Origin of the sequence: Rickettsia endosymbiont of Nabis limbatus, assembly GCF_965196655.1 — a bacterium.
Classification (GTDB): domain Bacteria; phylum Pseudomonadota; class Alphaproteobacteria; order Rickettsiales; family Rickettsiaceae; genus Rickettsia.
On record NZ_OZ239771.1, the window covers coordinates 552,225 to 577,992 of the forward strand.

The window sequence follows — 25,768 nt, forward strand, 5'->3', positions numbered from 1 at the left end:
AGCTAACTTAATTGCGGTATCTTAGGACGCAGTTTATAATATAAGATCTCGCAAGTGCGAGCAACTAGGGGTAGTATATAGTTGACTAGATTCCTGCTTACGCAGGCATGACATGTAGGGCATTCTCTGGACCATACAATGTACAAGCTAACTAGACGATACCGAACAAGCTTTCCGATCAACTCAAAATAGTAAAACATTACGCTTACAACAAAATTCACAAAAAAACACATCCTTGGCGGGGTAGCTCAGTTGGTTAGAGCGACGGAATCATAATCCGTGTGTCGGGGGTTCAAATCCCTCCCTCGCTACCATTTATTCTTTTTCTAACAAAAATTCCATTATTCTTGTAGAACGGTTCTTATAAGCAGCAAGCAAAGGTATAATTCCGTTATGATCTACTACATTAGGATCAGCATTGTTTTTTAATAAATGCAACACTATTCTTTCAGAATTTTTAGAACAAGCTATAACTAATGGTGTCAGTTTATCTTTATTCACAGTATTAGGATTTGCTCCTTTGGTAAGTAATGCGTCTACTAAGTCTAAAGAGTTATTAAAGCATGCCTCCATTAAGGGCGTACGATTAGAGTTATCTGAGATGTTAGGATTAACTCCTTTCTCTAATAATAAATTGGCTATTTCTGGAAAATTTTTATCACATGCGATATATAAAAGAGAACAGCCATTCTTATCGTAAGCGTCTTGTAAAGGCGGTCTAGACAAAATGTGACTATTCCAGTTTAAGATTCCATGGTAATAAATCTACTATTTTCTTAGAATTATAATCCTGAATGATCTCAAGTACTTTTTGTAAATATTTCCAAGGATTGATATTATTTAATTTAGCGGTTTCAATAATCGAATAGATAATAGCGGCAGTATGTCCCCCATTATCTGAGCCAGCAAACAACCAGTTTTTTCGTCCTATCGCGATTGAACGCATAGCACGTTCTGCAGCATTGTTATCAATTTCAATCTGGCCATTATCTAAAAATTTCATTAAAGCTTTCTGATTGTTCAAAGCATAAAAAATAGCTTTTGCTGTACTGCTTTTTTTGGGCAGTTGCTCATATGCTTTCCTGAAGCCTATAAATAATTTCTCAGTCAGTGGCCTAGATTCTTGCTGTCGCTCCTTAACTCTTACATCAGGATCTAGACCTCTAATTCGATTTTCAATCTTATAAATTTCAGCAATCTTCTCCAATATGGCAATCGCTATATTTGCTTTATCATTTGCGACTGTTATTTCATAAAATTTACGACGCATATGAGCCCAACATGCTGCCTCTTCTATTTTATTGCTTGATTGCTCATCATTAATATATAATTGGTTGTAACCAGAGTAAGCATCAGCATGCAAAGTGCCTGTAAAATTCTTAAGATGATCTAGGGGCCTTACTCCTTTCCGATCAGGACTATAAAAATAACACACTGCAATAGGAGCTTCGCTACCATAACCTCTACCATCTAATACATAGGTCCATATTCTACCAATTTTTGTTTTGCCAACGCCAGGAGCTAATACTTTTACTGGCGTATCATCACCATGTATTTGCTGACCAGAAAATATAAATTGTTGAATTGCTACTGCTACTGGCTCTAGTAGTTTAGCACATTGACCAGCCCAACTTGCCATAGTGGTTCTAGATAGGTTTATACCTTCTCTTTGATACATTTGTGACTGACGATATAGTGGTAAATGATTGCAATATTTCTGAATTAATATATGTGCTAGTAATCCAGCACCAGCCTTACCTTTATCAATAGCTTTGGATGGACGATAAGCTTGTACTATTAGTTCACAATTAGTACAAACACAGCGTGGTCTTATATGCCGCATAACCTTAAATGATGACGGAACATATTCTAATGTTTCTGAAATATCATCACTTATTTTACGAAATTTTGTTCCACCACAAGAAGTACATTGATTATCAACTTCTAATAATATATCTTCTCTTGGTAAATGCTCTGGTAACTTTTGACGTTTTGGTTGTTGATGACTATTATGATTATCTACAGCAACTTGATCATGATTTAATGCAATATGATCGATCTTACTTTTAAAACATGAAATAAGCTCATTTTCCTCTATTCTCAGCTCAATATTCTGTATTTGTCGCTCTAACTTTTCTGATGATTTACCATATCGTTTAGATTTTAATAACGCCAATTGTTCCTTTAAACTATTATTTTCTTCAGTTAATGACCTATTTTCTGCATTAAGAAATTTATTTTTAATGACCAATGATTCTATATCAAGATTTAATGTTGCAACACTTTGATGCAACCCTTCTATTTCTGATAGTAAATTTTTATTAATCACAAATGCTATCCCAGTATCTCAAATCAAGTACCAACCTTTACAGAAGCCATTTTTTATAAATAGCAACTCCAGCTACTTCTTACTGAAACACTATAAAAATGACTAATTGTTATAGTAAAACTTTATAGACTAAATTATCAAGTATATATTTGAAATTAAAACTACATTGCTAAAACTAAAGCGAATTTATCCAATATATTCAGGTCTATTAGACCATCTTGGATTACGCCAATCTATACCTTCTATTAACATTGATAATTGTGCCTTGGTAATGCTAATAGATTGCTTCTCATCAACCTTAGGCCATGTAAACTTACCACTATCAAGACATTTATAATACAAACAAAAACCTTGACCATCCCACCATAATATTTTTATCTTGTCTGCTTGTTTACCCCTAAAAACAAATAAAATACTCTTATGAAACTGATGTAATAATATCGATTGTGCCAATATTGATAAACCGTTAATACCCTTACGCATATCCGTACAACCAGTGCAAAGATATATCCTACTTTCTGAAGACAAATTTAACATTGTAGCTCCAGTATTTTGATTATCTCCAGAAGTTTTGTACTTTTAATGTTGCCTTCAAGTAACAAAGAAAAATTATTAAATACTAATTCTGCTTTATTTAATATTATATGCTCATTGTGGTGTACTGATAATTCAACAAATTGATTATTTGAATTATTAGATACTTCCTTTTGGATCTTGTCACTCTTCTGTCTACTACGCCAACTGTATAATGTTTTAACAGATATTCCATAAGATTTTGCAAGTTGGGATATAATACATCCTGTTTTATATGATTCACTAATGATTTGGTTCTTTTGTTTTTCTGTAATAGTGGGGATTTTGATATTCTTCATACTATATTATCCTTTGCTTATGCCACTATAGAATAATATGTATTGCTCACTATTTACTAGACCGCCTTTACAAGACGCTTACTTCTTATCAACTTCATTAGGATTTGCTCCTTTTAGCAAGTAAAGCTTCAGTTATTTCTAATTTATTATTATGAACGGCAACATATAAAGGCGTAATATTTAAAATACGCGAGTTTCGAATTAATATAGCATAGGATTTAGCATATCAAGAGAGATGTAATAGAAGGTTTATTATCAGACATTTGATAATTTATCAGTGCTGCAACCATATGCACAAAGGCATTTGTAACTGATCTATGCCTTGAATGCTCAAACTTCCCCAATAGTTTAATTTTACTAAACACAGATTCTATTAATGCTCTTTTAAGCAATAATATTTTATCCAACATAGACATAAGTTTATTTTTCATATTTTTCTTTACCCTAGTTACCATAAAAATTCCTTGCTCTAAAAGTTGTTGAAATAATTGTTGTGAAATATAACCACGATCTCCGAATACTTTACCAAAAAGATTTTTGATCATCAGTTCCAGCTGTTTTCTATCATCCTTATTGCCAGGGCTAAAAGATGCTTTAACTATACCACCGGCTCTATTAATTATTAGATGTAGTTTAAGTCCATAGAACCAACCTTTTGTTGTCTTACTGCGTGCTGCTATGCCGGCGAACACTTTATTCATTGAAATACGGTATCTCTTACATACCTCTATACTACTTGAATCTACAAAAGAAAGGCCATCACACTGATCCAAAATAGAATTGAATATCAGTACTAATAGTGGTAAATGTGGACCTATTATTTTTATAAATTGACTATAGTGTCATTGCTAAAGTAAAAGGGACCAGTAAATTGCACGAAAAAGGGACCAGAGAATTTGGTGTAACCTAATAAGGTTATAATGTGCAATATTCACTAGATAATTAATTAAAATAAATATCTAGTGATACAATGATAAGAATAAATATGTACACAACAATTATCACCCTTTATAAGCAAGGCAATAGTCAAAGAAATATTGCCAAACTAACGAGAATAGACCGTAAAACAGTAAGAAAAATAGTAAACCGTTATGTAGAGTCTGGTACAGAATCTCCTGCACCCTATGAACGATCTTCAGCACTGGATTCTTGGCACGAACAAATAATTGAGTTATTAGAAAAGAATCTAAGTTACATAAGAATTTTTGAAGAGTTAAAAATTCAAGGTTATACAAAAAGTTATGGTTCGCTAACCCGTTATATCAAAAAATATAAGATACAAAATAACAGTTGCATTCGTTTTCATACTTTAGCAGGAGAGGAAGCACAAGTAGATTTTGGTGACATAGGCTTACAGTATAATTCTAAGGGGCGTAGAGTTAAAGCATATGTATTTAATATGCGTTTAAGTTATAGTCGCCTTGATTATTATGAAGTAGTGTTTGATCAAAGTTGTCAAACATGGATACAATGTCATATCAATGCATTTAATTATTTTGCTGGCAGTCCAAAAGTAATAAAACTTGATAATCTTAAAGCTGGAGTGGTAGATAGCAATTTCTATGAGCCCGTATATCAGAAGGAATACAAACGTTTAGCTGATCATTATGGAATTTTACTTTCTCCTTGTCGTGTATATCAACCTCAAGAAAAAGGCAAAGTAGAATCAGGAATAAAGTATGTCAAAAATAATTTTTTTGCTGGACGTAAATTTCATAGATATGAAGAATTAACACATGATCTTGCTAACTGGTTAAATAAAGCAAATAACCGAATACATGGTACTACTAAAAAAATTCCTCAGGAACTATTTGAGCAAGAAGAAAGTAATAATTTAATGCCTTTACCATTAGAAACGTTTGATTTGTCATCGTGGCATAATCGAAAAGTAGCAAAAGATTGTCATATCACCATAGATAATAATTATTATTCCGTACCGGCAAAATATATATACAGTGAGGTACTGGTACAATTATCACCAAAACTTGTTCAAATATTTTCTATCCAAAATGATTTAATAGCAAGGCACGTTAGAACAGATGGCAAAGGAATATTTACCACTAATCCGTCTCATTATGCCAAATATAAACGTCTATGCCCAGGTTTTATAGAATATAGTGAACATTATCAACAACAAATGCAGCAGATAGGAAATAATTGCAGTTTATTATTAGAGTTATTACAACAAACACGAGTAAATGATTGGCAACGTTGTGCTAGAGGTATTATTTCTTTACGTAAGGTTTACAATGATGAGTTAATAGATAAAGCTTGTCATAGAGCATTACATTACGGTATAAGTTCTTACTCTAAAATTAAAAATATCTTAAATAGTAATGCAGTAAACTTACCATTGCCAGAGTTTGGAGGTCAGAATGCAGAACTTGCTTAATGACCTACGTAGTTTTAGATTATCAGGTATAGTCAATAGCTTAAATGAAAGGATTATTTATGCTCAAAATAATAAACTAGGATTTAAAGAATTTCTCTCACTATTATGTGAAGATGAAAAATCTCACCGTAAGGATAATAATTACCGTCGTCGTAAAAGTGCTGCTAAATTACCAGTCACTAAAAATTTAGAAGACTTTGATTTTCAGTTCCAACCAAGTATTGATGCCAAAGTAATAAGTGATTTATCTACTTGTGATTATATTAATACTAAGGGCAATGTCATATTCATAGGTAATTCTGGAACTGGCAAAACTCATCTTGCTATTGGATTAGCATTAAAAGCTTTAACACGAGAATACTCTGTATATTTTACTACGGTATCGGATATGCTTTATAATTTACATATTGCAAGAGCAGATAATAGCTATCACAAAAAAGTTAAATTACTCTTATCATTTGACTTATTAATTCTTGATGAGTTAGGTTTTAAGCAATTACCAAAACATTCAGTAGATGATTTTTTTAATATTATTGCTAAACGATATGAAAATAAATCTACCATTATTACCACAAACAAGGATTTTGAAAGATGGAATGAAATATTTGCTGATGAGTTATTAACTCATGCAATTATTGATCGAGTAGTACATCATGCACATATACTAAACATCACAGGTAAAAGTTATCGTATTAATAACTATAAATTTGGAGGTCATTTGACATAAAAATTTTTACATATAGTGGTCCCTTTTTCGTGCAATTTACTGGTCCCTTTTTATTTGACAATGACACTTTAACCCGCCGTTTTATTATTCTACTTTGTTTTTATTTCTTTACCCCTATCTAGTTTAAAAATTATATAGTTTATAATTTATCCTAAATCTTAAGTACTATTATACCAATTGGTAATTTCTGTTCTTTACCAGACAGGCATAAGCGATTCTAGCCAATTTATTAGCTGTAGCTACTGCAATTACATTGAACGATTTCCCTTTTTCTTTTAATCTTTCAATAAATTCTGATAACGCTCCTGATGTCTGATTAGTTTTATAGCTTCTCATCAATAAAGACCTACCAGCCTGTATTAGCATTGTTCTTGCATATCTATCACCTTGCTTGGTTATTCTTCCTAGAATAATCTTACCTCCAGTGCTATTTTGTTTCGGGACAATTCCAAGTGAAGCAGCAAAATCCTTAGCAGAATCGTATGCTTCAACCGGTTTGATGCTTAAAATACTTGCGTTAATTGTACCAATTCCTGGAATAGTTTCTAAAATTTTTGCCTTCTTGGAACTCCGATTCTTTGCTGCTAATTCTTTATCTAAGCTTTGTTCACGAATCATCAATTGTTCAATTTCTTTACAATCCAGCAACATTTGTTCAGCAATAGTGTTGTTAATAAATCCTTCTTCTAGGGCAAAATTTACAAAATTTTGACAAGATTTTGCAAATGTAGATTTTCCGCATGTTACCAAATAGCCAAATTCAAATAATGAAGTCATCAGAGAGTTGCTGTACTGAATCCTTTGTTGTATTATATTTTGTCTTGCTTTATGCAGGTAAGATATTTCTTGCTCTTCTATTGTTTTAGCTTTGACGTGTATTAAATCGGGATCACATGATGCTTTGCAAATTGCAATTGAATCATTAATGTCATTTTTTTGTCGAGTTTTTGCATATGCTTTCACATCTTTAGGTTTAAGCAAGATGGCTTTATGTCCTATTGATTCAAGCCTTTGAGCCATATAATGAGCTCCACCACAAGCTTCAAATACAAAGGTTTCTGACTCTGGAAACATTGTTGATAAATTTTCAAAAAAGCTTCTTCGATCCATTGCTTTTTTTAATACAACTTTATTGTCTAAATTTATTGCTGCAAAATGCAACTTTCTTTTTGCTAAATCAATTCCTATTACTTTATAATTACTCATGGTATGGACTCCTTTATAAAATTATTAAAAATTACAAACCTATCTTAGGTTTTGGTTCTTTGATATCTTAATATCACTTAAAACCGTTGATAAGTTCTTTCTTATCATTGGCGTCCATACCATCAAGTTAAGTAACATAGTGTCAAAAAGAGTAATATTTTTAGATTTCAGGCAGCAAGAAGTCTTTGAGTAGCTTCATCCCAAATGGATTTAGCGGATGCAAATTCAATTCTTTGGTCAGGTGCTGTTTTAGTATATCTTCCAACATTTACGGCAAATATATTTCTAACTTTTCCCATCAGTGATAATGTACATTGTGCTGCATTAGGATGCTTAAATTTAATCAATATCTTCTCTTTTCGCCTAGTTGGTTGATGTGCATTCTCAACGCGATTATTTAATCTCTTATTAGTTCGATGTTTAGTCCTAGGACACATAAGCTTAATCGGTTTAATGTAACTCTTGAGCTTATCAGTAACAATTACTCTTGGAGCTGGGTAATTGCCCAATAATCTTAATAAAAAGCGAATAGCTGATTTCTTGTTGCGTCGCTTCTGTAGCAATACTTCTAATTCATGTCCCTCAGAGTCAACAGCCCTCCATAGTATGAATACTTCACCTTTAATCTTAATGTTCATTTTATCTAAATGCCATTTATCAGTTGGCTTCCGCTCTCTCCTTCTGATAACATCTTGAAAATAAACTGCAAATTTATTGCACCAAAATCTTACTGTCTCATGACTCAAAATAATACCTCGATATGCCATCTGTTCTTGAACATCTCGGTAGCTACTATTAAAACGATGATATAACCATACTGCATGGCTAATGATGCTTGCTGGAAAACGATGTCTCTTCGGAGCTTGAGTAATACGCATAATGGTGAAATTTAGAGATAAATGGTTACTGCTATTCTATAAATTATTCCATGCATTTGCTCTATACTTAATTTACATCTCTCTTAACTTGACGGTGCCGTTTAAAAATATAGCAAAATATATAAATGAGGATATAGAAAAATTAAACAAATTTAGAATTACTTTTAGTGAAGAAGATGCAAAAGCTTATTTACTTGGTATCGCACATTATATTATTTGCTCATTTAATGAATTAAATAAACAAATTAGCAAAGAAAAAATTCAAATAGAAGATTTATTTAAATATTTTGGTTTAATAACAGCAAAACTTACGCTATGTTTGGTTCTAAATATCGTAAAGATGGAGAACGAAGCTGTTGTTGCATATAGTCATCTAAAAGCCCTAACTTTATTTGGTAGACCGTTTTACCTATTTTATTTGCAGTTCTTTTGAGAAAAGCCCAAACTAGAAATGCACAACTAATGTGATTACGTTGGATACGCTGTTTTCTGCATTGGCAACGTTCTATACCAGTCAGTTGCTTAATTTTTCTATGCATGCTCTCAATTACCCATCGCAAGCCAAACTCATCTTGTGCAGCTTTAGAAGATTTTTGAGTTTTGTTATTGGTAACAACATAATCAACTCTGTTGGTAGAAACAGTAAATTTAAACAAATTAACATGCTTATTTTTGGCAAATCCTTTTATATGAATCTCCATTCCATTCTTAATTTCTTCATCTGAAAACGTCAACTTGCTAACAGCTTTATAAGGCTCGTAATCACACGTTTTACTAACATTTCTATTGGCTTTAATAGGGGCATAATAATATTTGCCCAAGGAGTCAACATGTTGCATAATTTTGTGTGTAGCATACCATGTGTCAAAAAGTACAGTTTGAAAAGGAATCTTTTTACTATAAACAGCATTATTGAACATCTTTAGTAGGTGATCTAGTTTCGTCGCTCCATCATGATCAGGTGAAAAAATGCGATAATCTATTACCCAAAACTTATCAATATCGGGGTTATAATATACAAGACTCACTACTCCTATACCGGTAGTAACTCCACCTGTAGCTCCACTATACTGCGATCTAGCAACCTCTATTTTCTTTGTGTTCCTTTTGTTTAACACCGTATCATCAAATATTGTATATCCGTTAGATGAAATGGTATTGCTTGCAATCTGTTCCTCTTTGACATGTTTAATTATTCTTACAATAATTTATCACTCTTCCACTCATAGCGTAAGTTTTGACAGATTACATTAATGATCCAATTCTTGACAAGTGGACCCTTGTACATACAGCTGCTTAAAATGGAAATACAATAATATTACCAGAATTAGTTAAACGTAAGGCAGATATAGATAAAGCCGAAAATAATGGTCTTAGTCCATTACACCTTGCTGCTCAAAATGGGCATATAGAAATAGTACAAAAATTGCCTGAATACGGAGCAGACGTAAATAAAATTACACACGGTGGATTTACATCTATATATCTTGCTACTCAAAATGGGCATACAGAAATAGTACAAAAATTGCTTGAACATGGAGCAAACGTAAATAAAGCTGCAAATAATGGAGCTAGTCCACTACACCTTGCTGCTCTAAATGAGCATATAGAAATAGTACAAATACTTTTCGATAGCATGAAAGATGGGAAGCTAAAAAAAGAGCAATTAGCCCAATCTTTAGTATTAGCTAAAAAAGAAAATCATACTAAAAACGTGAAGTTCTTAGAGGATTGTATCTCTGGTAAATATGAGGCAGAGAAAATAGGACAAAATTTAAAAAACACAATGATTTCTAATAATGATAACTTAACATTAATAAAACAAAAAGGGAGCGGAATCGGACGCTAAAATATACAACACTAATAAATGAAAACCAAAAACTTCTTGATTAGAATTTGGATGAAGTAAAAGAATATTATAGCAGCACAGCAAATCATGATACTTATTTGCATAGAATATGGAAGCTGCTTTGCTATATTTGAGGTTTCATTAGAAGAAGGTTTGTAAATAAATCCTAATATTTTGATAAGATATAAACTTGAGAATATACTACTAATTATTATAACAGCCATCACAACAAACTGATTCTGCTCGGCTGCTGCAAGTAAAATTGAGAATTTACTTATGAAGCCGCTTAAAATTGGAATACCAATCAACGATAATGATGATATTAGTATTATAAAAGAAATCAGCGGGAATTCTTTTGAAGTACCTGTTAAATCTTGCACTTGATTGGCTTTCTTTAGGCTATAAATACTTCCCATACTATAAAATAAACAGATCTTTGTAAAAGAATGCGATACTAAATGCAGAGTTGCAGCAGCTAAGGACTTAGGCGTTAGCATAAAAGCACTAAGCAATGCTATGCCTAATTGATTCATGGTGGAATAGGCAAGTATTTTCTTGATATTATCCGTTCCGAAAACTTTAAATGAGCTATAAAAAATGCTGACTATCGGAATAAAAATCAGCCAGTTAAAAGGTCCAAATATTTTTTGCAAATAAGACAAGCCAAATATATATACTAAAATTTTGTAAATACAAAATAAGCCGGTTTTTACTACTATCACTGCATGCAGTAAACTACTAACGGGATAATGTGCAACCATTGCTGCCGGAAGCCATGAATGTACTGGAAAAATCGCTGTCTTTGCAATACCAAAGATAAACATTAGCAATAAAAGAATAGACTGATTTTTAGAAAAATGCTCTAGCATTAGCCCTTTAGTTCCGAAATCCCCATTACCGATTTTAGCATAAATAATTATAATAGCCGGCAAAAATAACATGATTCCGGTAATCATCAAAATTTTTAAATATTTATATAATCCCGTAAGTACTATATTATTTTTAGTATGCCCTATTAAAAAAGCCGTAGAAATAGTTAAAAGCTCATAGCAAATAAACATGGTAAATAAATTGCTAGATAAAGCAATTAAAACACCAATAAGAATAGTTAAATTGAAGAAGAATAAAAACCTTGAAGAGTTTTCTATATTATTAATAGCAAGATATTTCGGAGTATAAAGCAGAGAACAAATCCATAAAAAGCTGATTAAACTTAAGAAAATAAGCCCTAAAGGTTCGAGATGAAAGCCTATAAAATAGTTACCGAAAATATGAAACTTAAACCCTGCCCTTACGCCTTTTAGAAACACCCAATCAATAATCAGAACATTACTAAAGAAAAAAACCCCGATAGCAATAAGTAAAAAGTTACGTGTAAAACTATCTTTTTTAGTCACAAACGGACTAGTTAAATTCAGCATACCAACTAGTAAAGTTGATAGAATCAAAAGATTCGGAGTGGTAAATTGTGCTAGCATATTATTATGCTTTTATTAGTTATCAAAGTCATTGTATTTGTTTTCTCTTTTTATTTCTATAACTTAACCATTTCTCTAATTCAGAAGCTGGTAGATTTAAGTCTTTAGCAAGTTTTCAAAGTCTGATAGCTGCTGCTTCACAGTACTTTAATATTTTTAGTTGGATTCTTGCTTTTGTAAGAATAAAATTTTTATCATTTTATAGTGATAGAATAATGATCCTACCGAACTTAGTAAAATTATTATAAAATCTAATAATAGATTTTGGTTTAAAAATAATTCTAGAATACTTACCTTAACAAAAAATAACGGGCTGATTGGCAAGCCGCTGCTACAAATTACAGCTATTATTACCAGAATTTGATTTGGTTTTTTCTGATATGCTTCTTTATAAGCAGCAATAAGAAAAAGAGCTATTTTATTTATACTATCTACAATCAATAAGCATGGTAAAATTTTCATACCGCTATCGGTAACATACAATAAAAATACATAACCTATTTGAGTAATACACGAATATACTATAATTTTTTTAAAACTCCCAGCTCTATAAGCAAAATACGGAGCTATGATAAGAGTAGCTAAAGCAATAGGTCTTATAAAACTGTTCATTGCTACTTTAATCGTTTCATAGCTTATAACAAGATAGGTAAATTTATATATTATATATATGCCTATTATGGTCGAAATTCCTGCCAAATATACTAAAATCACCGAAGCAGTGGTGCTATAAGCTCTCATCATCCAAAAATGCATAGGAAAAAAGGCAGTTTTTAAAATAATCCCTATTAAGAAAAACCCTATAGATAAAGTTACTATATTCGAATTAGAATATTTTTGTAAAAATCCGGCTACATCTAGCATATTTAAACTACCGGTAATACTTAGTAGAAACCCTATAGCTATAAGAATTAATGTTGCACCTATGCTACCCATTATTAAATAATCAAGAGCACCAACTAAAGCCTTTAGCTTACCACCGCTAGCTATCAAAACATAGCTGCTAAGTGCTGAAATCTCTATAAATACATATAAATTAAAAAAATCATTAGTACTAACCATTCCTAAATAACCCATATGAGCAAACAGCAATATAGCATAAAATAAAGCTCTTCTATTACTGTTAATATATTTTAGGACAGTTTGGTTAGTGATGTTGTAGCAAAAAATTAGAAAAAATAATAAAACCAAATTAAGGTAAATAATAATACCTTGATTTAAGGAGGTTAAATAATACTCAATTCCGATAGACGAAGCCCACCCTCCCATCACGTAAGAAATTTCGGTATTTTTTACAATAGAATACCCGTAAATGCTAATTACAAAACTTGCTAAAATAGAGCAGATAGTAATGATTCGAGTTAATAAAATAAAACGAAAAAATATAGTCGCAAGTAACGCACCTGCAAATGGGAATAAAATCTGTAAGATTGGGAAATGGTTTGCTAGGATCATAGTTATTTATTCAAATCGGTGTCATCCCGTGGCTTGTCCACGGGATGACAGAAGTAACAAGCCTTATACAAAAGAATAACATACTAGAAATATATCTATTTATCAAAACTAATTTCGTTTTCTGATATTGTACCAAAATGTTTATAAATTTGATGTATGAAACTTAAAGCTACGCTAAGTGTTGCAAAACCTACTACTATAGCTGTTAGCATCAATACGTGAGGCAATGGGCTGCTGTAGGTAGTTACGCCTTCTTGCATAATAGGTACAATACCTGTTTTAACTTTACCCAAAGCTAAATAAAAAACTAATACTGAACCTTGAAAAACCCCAAGACCTATAACCTTATGAATATAATTATGGCTTGTAAGCATTATAAATAAACCCGAAGTCAGCAATATCAAAGCAAAAAAATATATTAAGTGGGACATATGTATATAGTTAAGTGAAGAATAATACGAAGATCAACTTGGAAAAGAGCAAGGAGACTGTAAGCCGAGGTGCAGAGCGTATACTTAATACGTGAGCAGCCGAGGACTTACAAAGACGACGCAGCCAATTTTTCAAGTTCATCGAGTATCAGTATGCTCTAAAAGATTCATTGAATATACAAGTAATCTTTTTACCTTTACGTACAGCAAGCTTTGGGAATACTTGTTCAAGAATAACTAAATTAGGATTATCTGGAACGAGGCGATAATTTACTAGAGACTCACGCAATGAATCATCTACAGCAAAAATACCAGGAATTTCAGAATTTTTATCTCTAAATTGTAGATAAGTGAATTCGCCATCGTCAAAAATTTTGATAGGAGCTATTTCTTCACTACCACTAATATAATAGTTGAAGTTATATTTTTCTGGATGATTAAGATCAGGGCTTGCTGAAGAGGCAATATAAGTTTGCATGTGACCACCAGCATTATCATTATCATCATCAGGATAGAGGAATTTTACGTTAAAAACCATTTCTGGATCACGCATATCAAGAGTCTCAGCAGCGTATAGTTCAAAGAAATATGTTCGTTTATTAGTAATTAAGGTCATATTAGTAGTAGCATCCTGCTCCATAGGTTTAATAAAAATCCTATGACCCGCAGGTACTATTTGCCATGAGGTAGTATCGCCCATAGAAATACTTACTATTTCTTCGTCTCTTGCAAGCTCTATACTTGCTTGATAGCCGTAATATCCTATAAATTTGAAAACATCATCAGGGTTATAAACCATAACTCTTAAACGGGAATCTTGTCCTAAAGGTCTTGATTCTCTAATAGCAAATATATTTAATGTAAAAAATATTATTGTAAAAAATATTATTAATCGCTTCATATTATTTCTGGTTTTTATCTTTTAATAATTTTAGCTTATAACTGGTAACAGTAAAGTTAAATGGAGCATTAGGCGGAAGATTTGCACCGATAGAATCCATTATATAACCTATTTTTGCTTCCCATAACATATTTTCTAAAACTTCCCCTACACTATTTTTAGCTAATGACTCAAAAGTAACAACTACTTCATTATTATTTATATTTTGAATTGATGTTATATTAATTGAACGCCTATATAATTTTTGATATCGCATAACCGGTGATAGTGGGTTATCAATATTCATAAAATTAGCAAATTGCATATAAACAATACTTGTAGAACTATTTTTAATAAAGACAAATTGTTGTTTTAATAAATCATAATTATATTCTTCTCGCTGTAGCACATAATTTTTGAGCATAATATTAGCAACAGAACCATAAGGATCGCGTAATGCAGATTCTTTAGTGTTAGTAATAGTAGCTTGTTTCTCGGTACTAGATTTTATCAAGTAACTTATTTTTTCTTTTATAGGTAATAATACATCAATATTTATACAAATTATAGTAAGTAATAACGTAAATGTTGCACATGCTAAAAGTAGAATGGATCTACTACTTAACGGCACTACATATTTAAAGCTGTACCATTTTCTTGCATCATTAAAATATTCGCCGGATTTAACATATTCTTGTACGGCACTAAGTACTGGATCCATAATTATTTAGTAATTGATGAGTATTTTTATTTCCATAACCTTAGCATAATTATTTTAATATAATTATCATTTGTTAATTTAGTATTATTTAAGTTATAAAATAACTTTATATTGTTGCTACAATACCAAAATACTACTTGATTTTAAAGTTAAAATAAATAATTTATAAATTTAAATTATACAACAATAGTTATTAATGGTAATAATATTGTATCAATATTATTGTTATATAGCACTGTTTACAATCTTTTTAATATTTTTTTACACTTAAAATAAATTTTTGTAAAAAATACTTGTGAACAATTATATACTAAGCTAATTTAAACAAGTAATAAAATAAACCACTATTATATATTTAAGATGTTAAAATTATTCAAGTTTGGGGTATTATTAATTATGCTTTCACAATTATTATCATGTACACCCTCAGCACCTTACGAAATTAAAAGCCCGTGTGTTGCAGCTGAAATTAATGATGAAGCAGAGTTAAGTATGAATCCTTGTGTAAGAAGACCGGTTAATTCTATAATAGATATAGCATAAATATATCAATGACACTTATTTCGCTAGTAACCGTTTAATATAACAATAGAGGTATGTTAGATAATATATTCGGCTTCTTTAAATCAAGTGATAAAGCACAAAATGATGCAAAGAGCGAGCAAAACCAAGCAAATCCGCTAAAGATAACTCAAAATTGGTATGAAGAACGTGCTGATAAGCTAATTGTTCAACGTAACTTATTAATAATATTACTGATAATATTATCAATTTTTATGGTAATATCTACTTTAGTAATAGCTTTTGTAGTAAAATCTAAACAGTTTGATCCTTTTGTCATCCAACTTGATGATACTACTGGTCGTGTATCAGTAGTAGAGCCTATTTCATCACCAGTGCTTACTGCAGATGAGTCACTTACAAGATATTTTATAAAAAAATATATAAATGCAAGAGAAACATATAATTTTGTTGATTTTACTACCTTGGCACGTACTACTATAAGATTACTTTCAACGAGTAATGTTTTTTATGGTTATCTTGGATATATAAGAGATAAGAACAATGATCCAAGTTTAAAGTATCAGGAAAACAATACGACTTATTTAGTAGTAAAGTCGTGGTCAAAAATTGCCTCGGACAAATATATAGTTAGATTTTCCGTAAATGAAGCAACAGGAAATCAAACAGTTTATAATAAAATAGCAGTAGTAAGTTATGCTTACGTACCAATGCAATTAACAGATTCAGAACTTGATATAAATCCTGTAGGATTTCAAGTTAACGGATATAGGGTAGACGATGATAATAGTTAGATTTTGTTTTTTAATTTTTATATACTTAAGTGGCTTAGTAGCTAATGCTGACTGTCCACTTTTAGAAAATGATCCATGTAACAATATCAGCAATAATTATTTGGATGATTTATCTATAACTAGGGATAATAGGATACAAACATATATATATAACCCTAATGAAGTTTATTTATTAACGCTGCATTTTGGTTTTCAAGCACATATAGAATTTGCTAAAAATGAAGAAGTTCAAAATATCATTCTTGGAGATGCTTATGCGTGGAAACTAACTCCTATTGGTAATCGTTTATTTATAAAACCTCTTGAGAAATATATTCGTACCAACATGACTATCATAACTAACAAAAGAACATATGAATTTGATATTTCTTCTGTTGAGTTGATGGAAGGACATGAGAAAGAGTTAGTATATGTAATTAAATTTGACTATTCTAAGAATAGAACAAATAGTAATTACATGGCAAGGTACTAGTTTGTCATCCCGCAGCTTGACTGCGGGATCTCAGGACACAGCTTGTGATAAAAGATCCCGTGGTCAAGCCACGGGATGACAATAAATAACTATAATATAATTTAAATATGGTCGAAGAGCAAAACAATAATAGTTCTTTATCAGGAGCAGATACACCTGAAGTTCAAAAAGAATTATCAAAAGTTTCAGTGAGTTTTAATAAAAGTATCGCTATCGTAGTTGTAATTTGCGGTATTCTTATATATATTTTTTATTCTCTTTTCTTTGCTCCTAAAAAAGAAGAAATTCAAAATACTAATATACCTAGCAATATTGTTAAACCTGTTGAAGATAATTCAGATAACGTACCTGGAATACCTAAATTACCGGAGCCACCAAAGCTTGAAACACCAACTGCTCCACCTGCTCCTCCTGCTCCTCCTATAGTGGAAGTACCGCCAGTTTTACCCCCAACTACACCAGTAGAAGCGGATAAGTCAAAAACACTTCCAGCTCCTCCTATTTCATTACCTTCAACAAACGGACCTTTAGTTGAAAGTGACGAAGAAAAGAAACGTAAACAGGCAAAAAGGACGTCATCTATTGTACTAGTTAGCGGTGTAGAACCTAAGAAAACAGCAGAACAAGTTGCTGCGGATGCAGTATTTAAAGATCGTGGTGACATGTCTTTAATCTTAGGACGCGGTAAATTAATTGAGGCAGTACTTGAAACAGCCATAAATAGCGATCTTGGTGGCGAAATAAGAGCCATTATTAGCAGAGATGTATATTCTGAAAAAGATAAAATAATATTAATACCAAAAGGATCAAAAGTGTTTGGTAAATATGCAACTTCAACTTCAGCAGATAGCTACGGTAGAGTTTCTGTAATATGGGATAGAATAGACTTAACTAATGGCTATACTATAGCATTTGATTCCCCTGCAGTCGATAACTTAGGAAGACCTGGGGTACAAGGAAGGGTAGATAATAAATATAAGGAACAGTTTGCTAACTCAGTTTTACAGTCTGCTTTCAATATAGGAATTGCTAAAGTTCTTGATAAATTAGTATCTCCGCCTATAAACTCACAAGCTGCTGCTACTAATAGTGCTATTGCTACTCAGTTATTAAATACTGCTCAAACAATTTCCCAAAATACTAGTTTGGATCCAAATACAAGAATAGTTACAATTTGTACAAATGTTTTAGCTGCCATTACTGATAAAACATCTACTGCTTATACTACAATGACACAAGCCTGTACAACCACCCAAGATGCTTCTTCGGCAAATACCCCTGAACAAAGGCTAGCTACATTAGTACAAGCGGTTAATACAGCTGCTTCAAGCTTGCTTACTAGTACTTCTATAGCATCAAATCCAACTCAAGCACAGCAAGCTTCTACACAAGCGTTTACGGATATTACTAATACTGTACAAAATATGATAACTCAGCAGCAATTTAAACCTACTACAACGATTAATCAAGGTACTCCGATTAAAATATACGTTAATAAGGATTATAAATTCCCTGTTACTGTTTTAACAAAATCAAAGGTAGTAAAATGAGTGATGCATTTGCTGCCTTAGAGACTTTTTTATTACCGTTTAAAGAACTATTTGCTGAAGATGGTATTAACGAGATTATGGTTAATAAACCTGGGGAAGCATGGGTTGAGAAGAAAGGTGATATATATTCTAAACAATTACCAGAGCTTGACGCGGAACATTTACTTTCGCTTGGACGTTTAGTTGCTCAATCTACTGAACAAATGATCTCAGAAGAAAAGCCTTTACTTTCAGCAACACTTCCAAATGGTTATCGTATTCAAATAGTATTCCCTCCTGCTTGCGAAATAGGACAAATCATTTATTCTATAAGAAAGCCGAGCGGCATGAATCTGACTCTAGACGAATACGCTAAAATGGGAGCTTTTGATGAAACTGCAACAGAAAGTTTAATAGATCAAGATGAAATAATTCTAAACGGATATTTAGCTGAAAAAAAGATAAAAGAATTCATCAAACATGCAGTTATTTCAAAGAAAAATATTATAATTAGCGGCGGTACTTCAACAGGTAAAACTACTTTTACTAATGCAGCACTTACTGAAATACCTCAATTGGAAAGATTAATTACAGTAGAAGATGCCCGTGAGGTTGTATTATCTAGTCACCCTAATAGAGTTCATTTGCTTGCTTCTAAAGGCGGACAAGGACGAGCAAACGTTACTACTCAAGATTTAATAGAAGCGTGTTTGCGTTTAAGACCTGATAGAATTATAGTTGGTGAGCTTCGAGGTAAAGAAGCTTTTAGTTTCCTGCGAGCTATTAATACTGGTCACCCAGGTTCTATATCAACACTTCATGCTGATAGTCCTGCTATGGCAATTGAACAACTAAAATTGATGGTAATGCAAGCTGATCTTGGTATGCCACCTGAAGAAGTAAAAAAATATATTTTAACAGTTGTAGATATTGTAGTACAATTAAAACGTGGCAGTGGCGGTAAAAGATACGTATCGGAAGTATATTATAAAAAGAATAAAAACGCCACAGGAATGGTATAGACTATAGTGTCATTGCGAGGAGATATAACATCGATGCGGCAATCTCATAAAACAGTACAATACTCCTGAGATTGCCACGCTCCTTTTAGTCGCTCGCAATGACATAAAAATAAAATCAAGGATTACTAAATGGAATGGCATAACATACTCAAAGTCACTAGAAATATATTCGGTCATGCTATAATTCATCCGGTTGTTATTTTTAGTACCTTATGGATAAGTGGTGCATTTGTTGCAATCTTTACCAATGAAATCGGTGCTCTTGGAGTAGATGTAACTGCTATAAATATCGCTTATAAATGGGCTTATTGGCTTGTTAGCGTTTGGGGACAATTAAAAATCTCTGATTATAACTATTTAAAATTAAAGCTACTTGCTTCACTTCTTGGTCCTGCTTTCGTCGTTATAATATTTTACATTAAAAACTTTGAGAGAATCAAATCGCTACAATTTTTTGAGCAACCTGAAAAAGTATATGGTGATGCTAGATGGGCAAGCCCTGCAGATGTTGAATCGGCTGGTCTTAGAGCTAAAAAAGGTATGCTAATCGGGGTTGATAGTGGTGGTTATTTTGTTGCTGATGGATTCCAGCACGCCTTATTATTTGCTCCTACCGGTTCTGGTAAAGGTGTAGGTTTCGTTATACCTAACTTATTGTTTTGGAATGATTCAGTAGTTGTTCATGATATAAAACTTGAAAACCATGGCTTAACGAGCGGTTGGCGTGAGAAACAAGGTCAGAAAGTCTTTGTATGGGAACCATCTAACCCAGATGGTATTACTCACTGCTATAATCCGATTGACTGGGTTAGTACTAAGCCTGGACAAATGGTTGATGACGTACAAAAAATTTCAAACCTTATCATGGCTGAAAAGGATTTTTGGAATAACGAAGCACGAAGCTTGTTCTTGGGCGTAACCTTATATTTAATAGCTGATCCTGTTAAAACCAAATCCTTTGGTGAAGTAGTGCGTACCATGAGAAGTGACGATGTAGTCTATAATCTAGCGGTCGTGCTTGATACTTTAGGCGGGATAATCCACCCTGTAGCATATATGAATATTGCAGCTTTCCTACAAAAAGCTGATAAAGAACGCTCCGGCGTTATATCTACCATGAACTCTTCACTTGAGTTATGGGCAAACCCATTAATTGACTCTGCTACTGCTTCTTCTGACTTTAACGTGCAAGAATTCAAGAAAATAAAAACAACTGTATATGTGGGTCTTACTCCTGATAACATACAACGTTTGCAGAAATTAATGCAAGTATTTTATCAGCAAGCTACAGAATTTTTAAGCCGAAAAATGCCTGATTTAAAAGAAGAACCTTATGGCGTGATGTTCTTACTTGATGAGTTCCCAACACTTGGTAAGATGGATACATTCAAAGCAGGTATTGCTTATTTCAGGGGTTATAGAGTTCGTTTATTCTTAATTATTCAAGATACACAGCAGCTAAAAGGAACATATGAAGATGCTGGTATGAACTCTTTCTTGTCTAACTCAACATATCGTATTACCTTTGCTGCTAACAACTATGAAACTGCAAATTTAATATCACAATTAGTTGGTAATAAAACTGTAGAACAAAGATCATTCAGTAAGCCTATATTTTTTGATCTTAATATTTCTACTAGAACACAAAATGTTTCTCAAGTTCAAAGGGCTTTACTTTTACCTCAAGAAGTAATACAGTTACCAAGAGACGAGCAGATTGTTTTAATAGAGTCTTTTCCTCCGATAAAATCTCGTAAGATTAAATATTTTGAGGATAAGTTTTTTACTAGTAGATTATTACCGCCGACTTTTGTACCTACTCAAGTACCTTTTGATCCGCGAGCAAATAATAACGAAACTTCTAATGAGACAGAAGAGGTTGCTGTTGCTCCAGAAAACAGTGAGTAATATATACCCAAATGATTTGAGTATAATTTTCTACTCTTAAAAGAAAAGAAGTATATACTAAGATGCGTTCAGCTATTATTGATATCGGTTCAAATGCTTTAAGAGCTGTAGTTTATGAAACCGATGAGCTTGGAGCTCCTGAAATTTTTAATTATAAATTTAAAAATTATCTAACTAATCTACTTAATTTAGACAATTTAGACATAAAACATCAAACATATTTATCTCTACAATATCTTATTCATATCTTCAATAAGCTTTCCGTTACTAATATTAGATGTGTTGCAACTGCTATACTCAGAGGTCACCCTAAAGCAGAAGAATTTACAGCAATAATTAAAAAGAAGTTTAATATTGAAGTTGAAATTATCTCAGGTGAACGTGAAGCTTATTTAACTGCCGCTGGGTTAATTTCTGGAATTAGCGATGCTTCAGGTATTGTAGCTGATCTTGGGGGCGGCAGTTTAGAGATTGCACAAATTGCGGATAAAAAAGTTGGTAAGTTAAAATCGCTACCGCTTGGCACACGGATTATTGCTAATAATAATTTTGATAATCTTGGGCTTATTACTGAATTAATTGAAAAGGAATTTGGTCTTAAGCATTATCCTAATTTATATTTAATCGGTGGTGCATTACGTTTAATGAGCCGCATATATATGGAGTCTATTAATTACCCTCTTAAAAATTTACATAATTTTGAAATAAGCCGTGTAGAATTTGAGTTATATTTGGAAAAATTATCACAAATCGATAAGTTAAAGCTTAGCTATTATGAACAAAAAGCGATTAATTATAACGCTGTTTTAGTAATAAAAGCGATGATTAAAGTATTTTCTCCAGAAAAAATTATCATTTCAAATTATGGCTTAAAAGAAGGTGTAAGATTTGATTCACTACCAGATAATGAAAGAAACAAAGATATTATTTATGAGAGAGTCAAAAGATTAGTAAAATTTGATAGGAATATATGTAAAATCGATCAATATATTGAAGCTGTAAAATATCTTCTAATCAATCCAGATAATACAACTCTAATAACTGTGGAATTAGCTATAATGCTTGCCCAGTATAATAAAAATATCGATAAAACACTTAGAGCTAATTTCGTTTCAGAATTTATTCTATCTTCAGATATTCCCTTTAGTCATAGACAAAGGCTTATGCTAGGTATTGCACTGACTGTTACTTATACTGCTAAAACTGATATGAACATTAATAAGATAGCTAAAAAAATGATCAGTAAAAGCGATTATTATAACAGCCATATTATTGGTTATTATATAAAGATTGCTAGAGAAATCGATGGTCCAGAATTTCAAGAACCCTCTTTCTTCATTAAGCTAAAAGATGACGAATTTTTACAAATTAATACTTCTATCCTCCCTAAACAAGTCTTCGAAAAAGTCCATGAACGCTTAAAAGATATCAGAAGTGCTAGAAAGAATATCAATCACTTTCATCTGAGAGATGAAAGTTTGTTTTATAGCGACTAGAAGTCGCATATCAAGCTAAAGCTTATTCAAGCCGTATGTGAGAGAAATCATGTCTGGTTCATGTACCTCAATATGTCTTTAATCATATAATCGGTACATTACCACTATTAGATCTACAGTCACTGCGTGCACAAACAATTTCTACCACACTGTGTGATAAAGACGATAGTAAACTGTTAGGTGATTTCCTGAAGTGTTGAACTCATGGTGCTTATGATGCAATGCATCATGGCGCACATGGCAAGCTAAAGCTTTTCCATCTGGAAGATGGAGGTTTTAACCACCAAAGGGACTATAAATCAGAGCTTTAGTGATTAGTATACTCATACCGACACAGAATGATATAATATAATTTACATAAATTACATAAAATAGTATAATACATAAAGTATGATAATTTTATTAGGTTATAGATATGGCACAAATAGTTAAAGCAACAGAAGCCGTTCGTTCATTTTCCGATATTATTAACCGTGTTTATTATAAAGGCGAAAGCTTTGATATTCAAAAAGATAATAATATCGTTGCACAAATTACACCTGTCGAAAATAAATCTTCTGTGAAAGTAAAAAATTTAGATGAACTTTTTAAAAATGGTCCACATCTCGACCCTGAGGATGCTGAACAATTTATGAAAGATGTTGATGATGTAAGACGTAGTACTAGAATAAACATTGAGGAGTTGTATCGTAAATGGGTTAATTGTTGATGCCTCTATAATTATAGCTTTAGAAAGAGGAAAAATTAGTACTAAAGCATGGTCAAATTATGATCAAGCTTATATTAACCCTATTGTGTTAACTGAACTATTAATAGGAATAGATAGAGTTAAAGATGAAAATAAGCGTGGACAATGTTTAACTTTTATAGAATATGTAAAAAGCTTATTCACTCTACTACCTTTCGGTATTGAAGAAGCATATGTATATGCAAAAATTATAGATAATTTATATAAAGAACTCATAACTATTGGTGTTCACGATTTATTAATTGCAGCGACAGCAATAACTTATAATTATCCAATACTAACTTTAAATACAAAAGACTTTACTGGACTAGAAGTATTAACAGTTCCACTTAAAGATTAAAATGTTTCAAAACACTAAACTATCATTTTTTCTTGCTAATTTTGAGCTAGTATTCGACTTTAGCACACAAAACCAATTAATAGCGGTAGCATTTTTGCTAATTACCTCTATTGCAAATTTATATGCGATTTCTCAAAATAGAAAACTTGAAAGCTTAGTCGGTAGTTTATATTGCCTTTCATCTCTCATTTGTTTATTTTCAGGCGATTTTCTCTCTATGATAATTTCGTTGGAATTTATGACAATTTTTGCCTGCATAATTATCTTTATAGGAAGCCATAGCGTAAAACATACTCGGCAATATTTCCTAACCCACTTATTTAGCAGCGGATTAATTCTAGTCGGAATAAGCTTATTAATAGACAAAACAGCAAATACAGCTTTTATTCCACTAACAACAGCGATATATAATTTTGAATTACCGACAATATTAATACTTGCGGGCTGCTTAATTAATGCTTCAACTATTTTCTTCAACGGATGGGTAGTTAATTGTTATCCTAAAGCCTCAAGTAGTGGGATGATTTATTTACTTAGCTTCACTACTAAAATTGCATTAATCATCATATTTAAACTATTTAGCGGTCTTGAGGTGCTTAAATTTTTTGGCTTAGCTATGATAATCTATGGTTTAACATTTGCTTTAATAGAAAAAAATCTTAGAAAGATAATATGCTACCTTACTGTTTCACAGCTTGGTTTTATTTTAGCAACCATAGGAATAAACTCCTCTAGAATCTTATATCTTATTCCGATTTTCATATTTATGCATATATTATATAACGGAATATTCGCCTTATATTTTGCTATTATAGAAGATTCAAACGATATTAAAAATTACCAAGACCTAAAAACTGCCAGATATGATCCTATTTTATCAATCGGATTTATACTTACCATATTAGTATATAGCTCTATATTTCCAATTAATTCTTCTTATATTAAATTAGAACTAGTAAATGCTTTAAACGAAAATTACATTATGATTTTCTTTAAGGTAGCAACCTGTACTATATTATTTAGCTTGGTTTTTGAGATGTTGTTGACAGTGGCACGTCATTGCGAGCGACTAAAAGGAGTGCGGCAATCTCATTTCATTATCCCGAGATTGCTTCGTCAAAACTTGCAGTTTCTCCTCGCAATGACGCCGGTTCATTTATTATACCTCTCTTCTTGCCTTATAACTCTAGCAGTATGTGCATTTTATCCTGTTCAAATTTCTGATGTAAATAACAATCAATTAACCACCTTAATTGCATTGTTCTTAGCTTTACTATTTCGCTCATCACCACGTATTTTAACAAAAAATATTAACCTTGATCTATACCGCTATATACAAAAAATTATTTACTTCTGTATTACTAAATATAAAGAAATAAAACCTAATGAAATAGACGAAGATGAATATTTTAATTATAAAGCTTTTTGGCGAGATGCTTTAAGCAAAATATATGCTTGGCATAATGGGCAAACTGCTATATTTATTATAATACTGATGTTAATTAGCCTGATTTTAATAATATAGTATAGCGGCATTGTTGCGTGGATCGAAAAACGCCCTAAGGTAGTCATACCGTGGCTTGGGAACTAGATCCAGAAAATAATAAAAAATACTAATTTTATTAACGCGAGTTTCGTATTCAAAAAGTCGCTGTATAGCTGATAAACAGTGGGTTACGGGGATATTGATAATACTGTTTTTGTTATAAAGTGAGTACA

24 protein-coding genes, 1 tRNA gene and 4 pseudogenes are annotated in these 25,768 nt (G+C 31.9%); 16 read left to right on the forward strand and 13 right to left on the reverse strand.

Annotated features, from left to right (window positions below; translation table 11 throughout):
- Positions 1-237 precede the first annotated feature (237 nt).
- Positions 238-314 (forward strand) — tRNA-Met (locus ACOAL3_RS03185).
- 1 nt (position 315) lies between these two features.
- Here the strand turns inward: ACOAL3_RS03185 and ACOAL3_RS03190 are convergent.
- The 5 genes and pseudogenes from ACOAL3_RS03190 to ACOAL3_RS03210 form a co-directional block, all read right to left on the reverse strand.
- Positions 316-726, reverse strand: a complete 411-nt coding sequence (locus tag ACOAL3_RS03190) for an ankyrin repeat domain-containing protein (RefSeq protein ID WP_419235371.1) — start codon at positions 724-726, stop codon at positions 316-318.
- A 7-nt stretch (positions 727-733) separates the two neighbouring features.
- A complete protein-coding gene (gene tnpC, locus ACOAL3_RS03195; protein WP_419235249.1) occupies positions 734-2,329 on the reverse strand; it encodes an IS66 family transposase in 1,596 nt (531 codons plus the stop codon).
- A gap of 186 nt (positions 2,330-2,515) precedes the next feature.
- Positions 2,516-2,866, reverse strand: a complete 351-nt coding sequence (gene tnpB / locus ACOAL3_RS03200; RefSeq protein ID WP_419235248.1) for an IS66 family insertion sequence element accessory protein TnpB — start codon at positions 2,864-2,866, stop codon at positions 2,516-2,518.
- Positions 2,860-3,201, reverse strand: coding sequence for a transposase (locus ACOAL3_RS03205; protein WP_419235247.1), 342 nt, complete (start codon positions 3,199-3,201; stop codon positions 2,860-2,862). The genes tnpB and ACOAL3_RS03205 overlap by 7 nt, the downstream gene beginning before the upstream one ends.
- Positions 3,202-3,419: 218 nt before the next feature.
- Positions 3,420-4,040: pseudogene (locus ACOAL3_RS03210) on the reverse strand (IS982 family transposase); the annotation flags it as partial.
- Positions 4,041-4,186: 146 nt separating this feature from the next.
- Between ACOAL3_RS03210 and istA the strand changes: the two are divergent.
- The gene (gene istA, locus ACOAL3_RS03215; protein ID WP_419234561.1) at positions 4,187-5,593 is read left to right on the forward strand and encodes an IS21 family transposase; all 1,407 of its coding nucleotides are present in this window, start codon (positions 4,187-4,189) and stop codon (positions 5,591-5,593) included.
- On the forward strand, positions 5,577-6,320 hold the full coding sequence (gene istB / locus ACOAL3_RS03220) for an IS21-like element helper ATPase IstB (RefSeq protein WP_419234522.1): 744 nt from the start codon (positions 5,577-5,579) through the stop codon (positions 6,318-6,320). The genes istA and istB overlap by 17 nt, the downstream gene beginning before the upstream one ends.
- Positions 6,321-6,488: 168 nt before the next feature.
- Here istB and ACOAL3_RS03225 read toward each other — a convergent pair whose 3' ends face one another.
- From ACOAL3_RS03225 to ACOAL3_RS03235, 3 genes and pseudogenes are all read right to left on the reverse strand, one after another.
- On the reverse strand, positions 6,489-7,526 hold the full coding sequence (locus ACOAL3_RS03225) for an IS110 family RNA-guided transposase (protein WP_419234517.1): 1,038 nt from the start codon (positions 7,524-7,526) through the stop codon (positions 6,489-6,491).
- A gap of 167 nt (positions 7,527-7,693) precedes the next feature.
- A complete protein-coding gene (locus tag ACOAL3_RS03230; RefSeq protein ID WP_419235372.1) occupies positions 7,694-8,404 on the reverse strand; it encodes an IS6 family transposase in 711 nt (236 codons plus the stop codon).
- Between the two features lie 308 nt (positions 8,405-8,712).
- Positions 8,713-9,555, reverse strand: a pseudogene (locus tag ACOAL3_RS03235) (IS701 family transposase); the annotation flags it as partial.
- Between the two features lie 164 nt (positions 9,556-9,719).
- Between ACOAL3_RS03235 and ACOAL3_RS03240 the strand changes: the two are divergent.
- Both ACOAL3_RS03240 and ACOAL3_RS03245 read left to right on the forward strand, forming a co-directional pair.
- Positions 9,720-9,821: pseudogene (locus tag ACOAL3_RS03240) on the forward strand (ankyrin repeat domain-containing protein); the annotation flags it as partial.
- 9 nt (positions 9,822-9,830) lie between these two features.
- Positions 9,831-10,253 carry an ankyrin repeat domain-containing protein gene (locus ACOAL3_RS03245; RefSeq protein ID WP_419235373.1) on the forward strand — a complete coding sequence of 141 codons (423 nt, stop codon included), beginning with the start codon at positions 9,831-9,833 and terminating at the stop codon, positions 10,251-10,253.
- An 11-nt stretch (positions 10,254-10,264) separates the two neighbouring features.
- Here ACOAL3_RS03245 and ACOAL3_RS03250 read toward each other — a convergent pair whose 3' ends face one another.
- The 3 genes from ACOAL3_RS03250 to ACOAL3_RS03260 form a co-directional block, all read right to left on the reverse strand.
- The gene (locus ACOAL3_RS03250; protein ID WP_419235374.1) at positions 10,265-11,731 is read right to left on the reverse strand and encodes a proton-conducting transporter transmembrane domain-containing protein; all 1,467 of its coding nucleotides are present in this window, start codon (positions 11,729-11,731) and stop codon (positions 10,265-10,267) included.
- A 156-nt stretch (positions 11,732-11,887) separates the two neighbouring features.
- Entirely contained in the window at positions 11,888-13,186 is a 1,299-nt protein-coding gene (locus ACOAL3_RS03255; protein ID WP_419235375.1) for a proton-conducting transporter transmembrane domain-containing protein, read from the reverse strand.
- Positions 13,187-13,281: 95 nt separating this feature from the next.
- The gene (locus ACOAL3_RS03260) at positions 13,282-13,617 is read right to left on the reverse strand and encodes a Na+/H+ antiporter subunit C (protein WP_395476513.1); all 336 of its coding nucleotides are present in this window, start codon (positions 13,615-13,617) and stop codon (positions 13,282-13,284) included.
- Positions 13,618-13,655: 38 nt separating this feature from the next.
- Here ACOAL3_RS03260 and ACOAL3_RS03265 point away from each other — a divergent pair.
- Positions 13,656-13,779: pseudogene (locus ACOAL3_RS03265) on the forward strand (palindromic element RPE5 domain-containing protein).
- Here ACOAL3_RS03265 and virB9 read toward each other — a convergent pair.
- Both virB9 and ACOAL3_RS03275 read right to left on the reverse strand, forming a co-directional pair.
- Positions 13,766-14,518 carry a P-type conjugative transfer protein VirB9 gene (gene virB9, locus ACOAL3_RS03270; protein WP_419235376.1) on the reverse strand — a complete coding sequence of 251 codons (753 nt, stop codon included), beginning with the start codon at positions 14,516-14,518 and terminating at the stop codon, positions 13,766-13,768. The pseudogene ACOAL3_RS03265 and the gene virB9 overlap by 14 nt on opposite strands.
- A gap of 1 nt (position 14,519) precedes the next feature.
- Positions 14,520-15,218: a VirB8 family type IV secretion system protein gene (locus ACOAL3_RS03275; RefSeq protein ID WP_419235377.1), complete on the reverse strand. Its 699-nt coding sequence runs from the start codon at positions 15,216-15,218 to the stop codon at positions 14,520-14,522.
- A 360-nt stretch (positions 15,219-15,578) separates the two neighbouring features.
- Between ACOAL3_RS03275 and ACOAL3_RS03280 the strand changes: the two genes are divergently transcribed.
- The 10 genes from ACOAL3_RS03280 (at position 15,579) to ACOAL3_RS03325 (ending at position 25,574) form a co-directional block, all read left to right on the forward strand.
- The gene (locus ACOAL3_RS03280) at positions 15,579-15,761 is read left to right on the forward strand and encodes a DUF2706 domain-containing protein (protein ID WP_016948043.1); all 183 of its coding nucleotides are present in this window, start codon (positions 15,579-15,581) and stop codon (positions 15,759-15,761) included.
- Between the two features lie 53 nt (positions 15,762-15,814).
- On the forward strand, positions 15,815-16,534 hold the full coding sequence (locus tag ACOAL3_RS03285; protein ID WP_395476516.1) for a VirB8 family type IV secretion system protein: 720 nt from the start codon (positions 15,815-15,817) through the stop codon (positions 16,532-16,534).
- Complete coding sequence (locus ACOAL3_RS03290) at positions 16,521-17,006, forward strand: TrbG/VirB9 family P-type conjugative transfer protein (protein ID WP_395476517.1); 486 nt, start codon at positions 16,521-16,523, stop codon at positions 17,004-17,006. Before ACOAL3_RS03285 ends, ACOAL3_RS03290 begins: the two co-directional genes overlap by 14 nt.
- A 107-nt stretch (positions 17,007-17,113) precedes the next feature.
- Positions 17,114-18,556 (forward strand): TraB/TrbI/VirB10 family type IV secretion system protein, encoded by a 1,443-nt coding sequence (locus ACOAL3_RS03295; protein ID WP_419235378.1) that lies wholly within the window; start codon positions 17,114-17,116, stop codon positions 18,554-18,556.
- Positions 18,553-19,557 carry a P-type DNA transfer ATPase VirB11 gene (gene virB11 / locus ACOAL3_RS03300; RefSeq protein ID WP_395476519.1) on the forward strand — a complete coding sequence of 335 codons (1,005 nt, stop codon included), beginning with the start codon at positions 18,553-18,555 and terminating at the stop codon, positions 19,555-19,557. The genes ACOAL3_RS03295 and virB11 overlap by 4 nt, the downstream gene beginning before the upstream one ends.
- A 129-nt stretch (positions 19,558-19,686) precedes the next feature.
- Positions 19,687-21,465, forward strand: a complete 1,779-nt coding sequence (locus ACOAL3_RS03305; RefSeq protein ID WP_419235379.1) for a type IV secretory system conjugative DNA transfer family protein — start codon at positions 19,687-19,689, stop codon at positions 21,463-21,465.
- 62 nt (positions 21,466-21,527) lie between these two features.
- On the forward strand, positions 21,528-22,961 hold the full coding sequence (locus ACOAL3_RS03310) for a Ppx/GppA phosphatase family protein (protein WP_419235380.1): 1,434 nt from the start codon (positions 21,528-21,530) through the stop codon (positions 22,959-22,961).
- A gap of 415 nt (positions 22,962-23,376) precedes the next feature.
- Entirely contained in the window at positions 23,377-23,670 is a 294-nt protein-coding gene (gene vapB / locus ACOAL3_RS03315; RefSeq protein ID WP_419235381.1) for a type II toxin-antitoxin system antitoxin VapB, read from the forward strand.
- Entirely contained in the window at positions 23,648-24,049 is a 402-nt protein-coding gene (gene vapC, locus ACOAL3_RS03320; RefSeq protein ID WP_419235586.1) for a ribonuclease VapC, read from the forward strand. The genes vapB and vapC overlap by 23 nt, the downstream gene beginning before the upstream one ends.
- A 1-nt stretch (position 24,050) precedes the next feature.
- The gene (locus ACOAL3_RS03325; protein ID WP_395476523.1) at positions 24,051-25,574 is read left to right on the forward strand and encodes a proton-conducting transporter transmembrane domain-containing protein; all 1,524 of its coding nucleotides are present in this window, start codon (positions 24,051-24,053) and stop codon (positions 25,572-25,574) included.
- Positions 25,575-25,768: the final 194 nt, after the last annotated feature.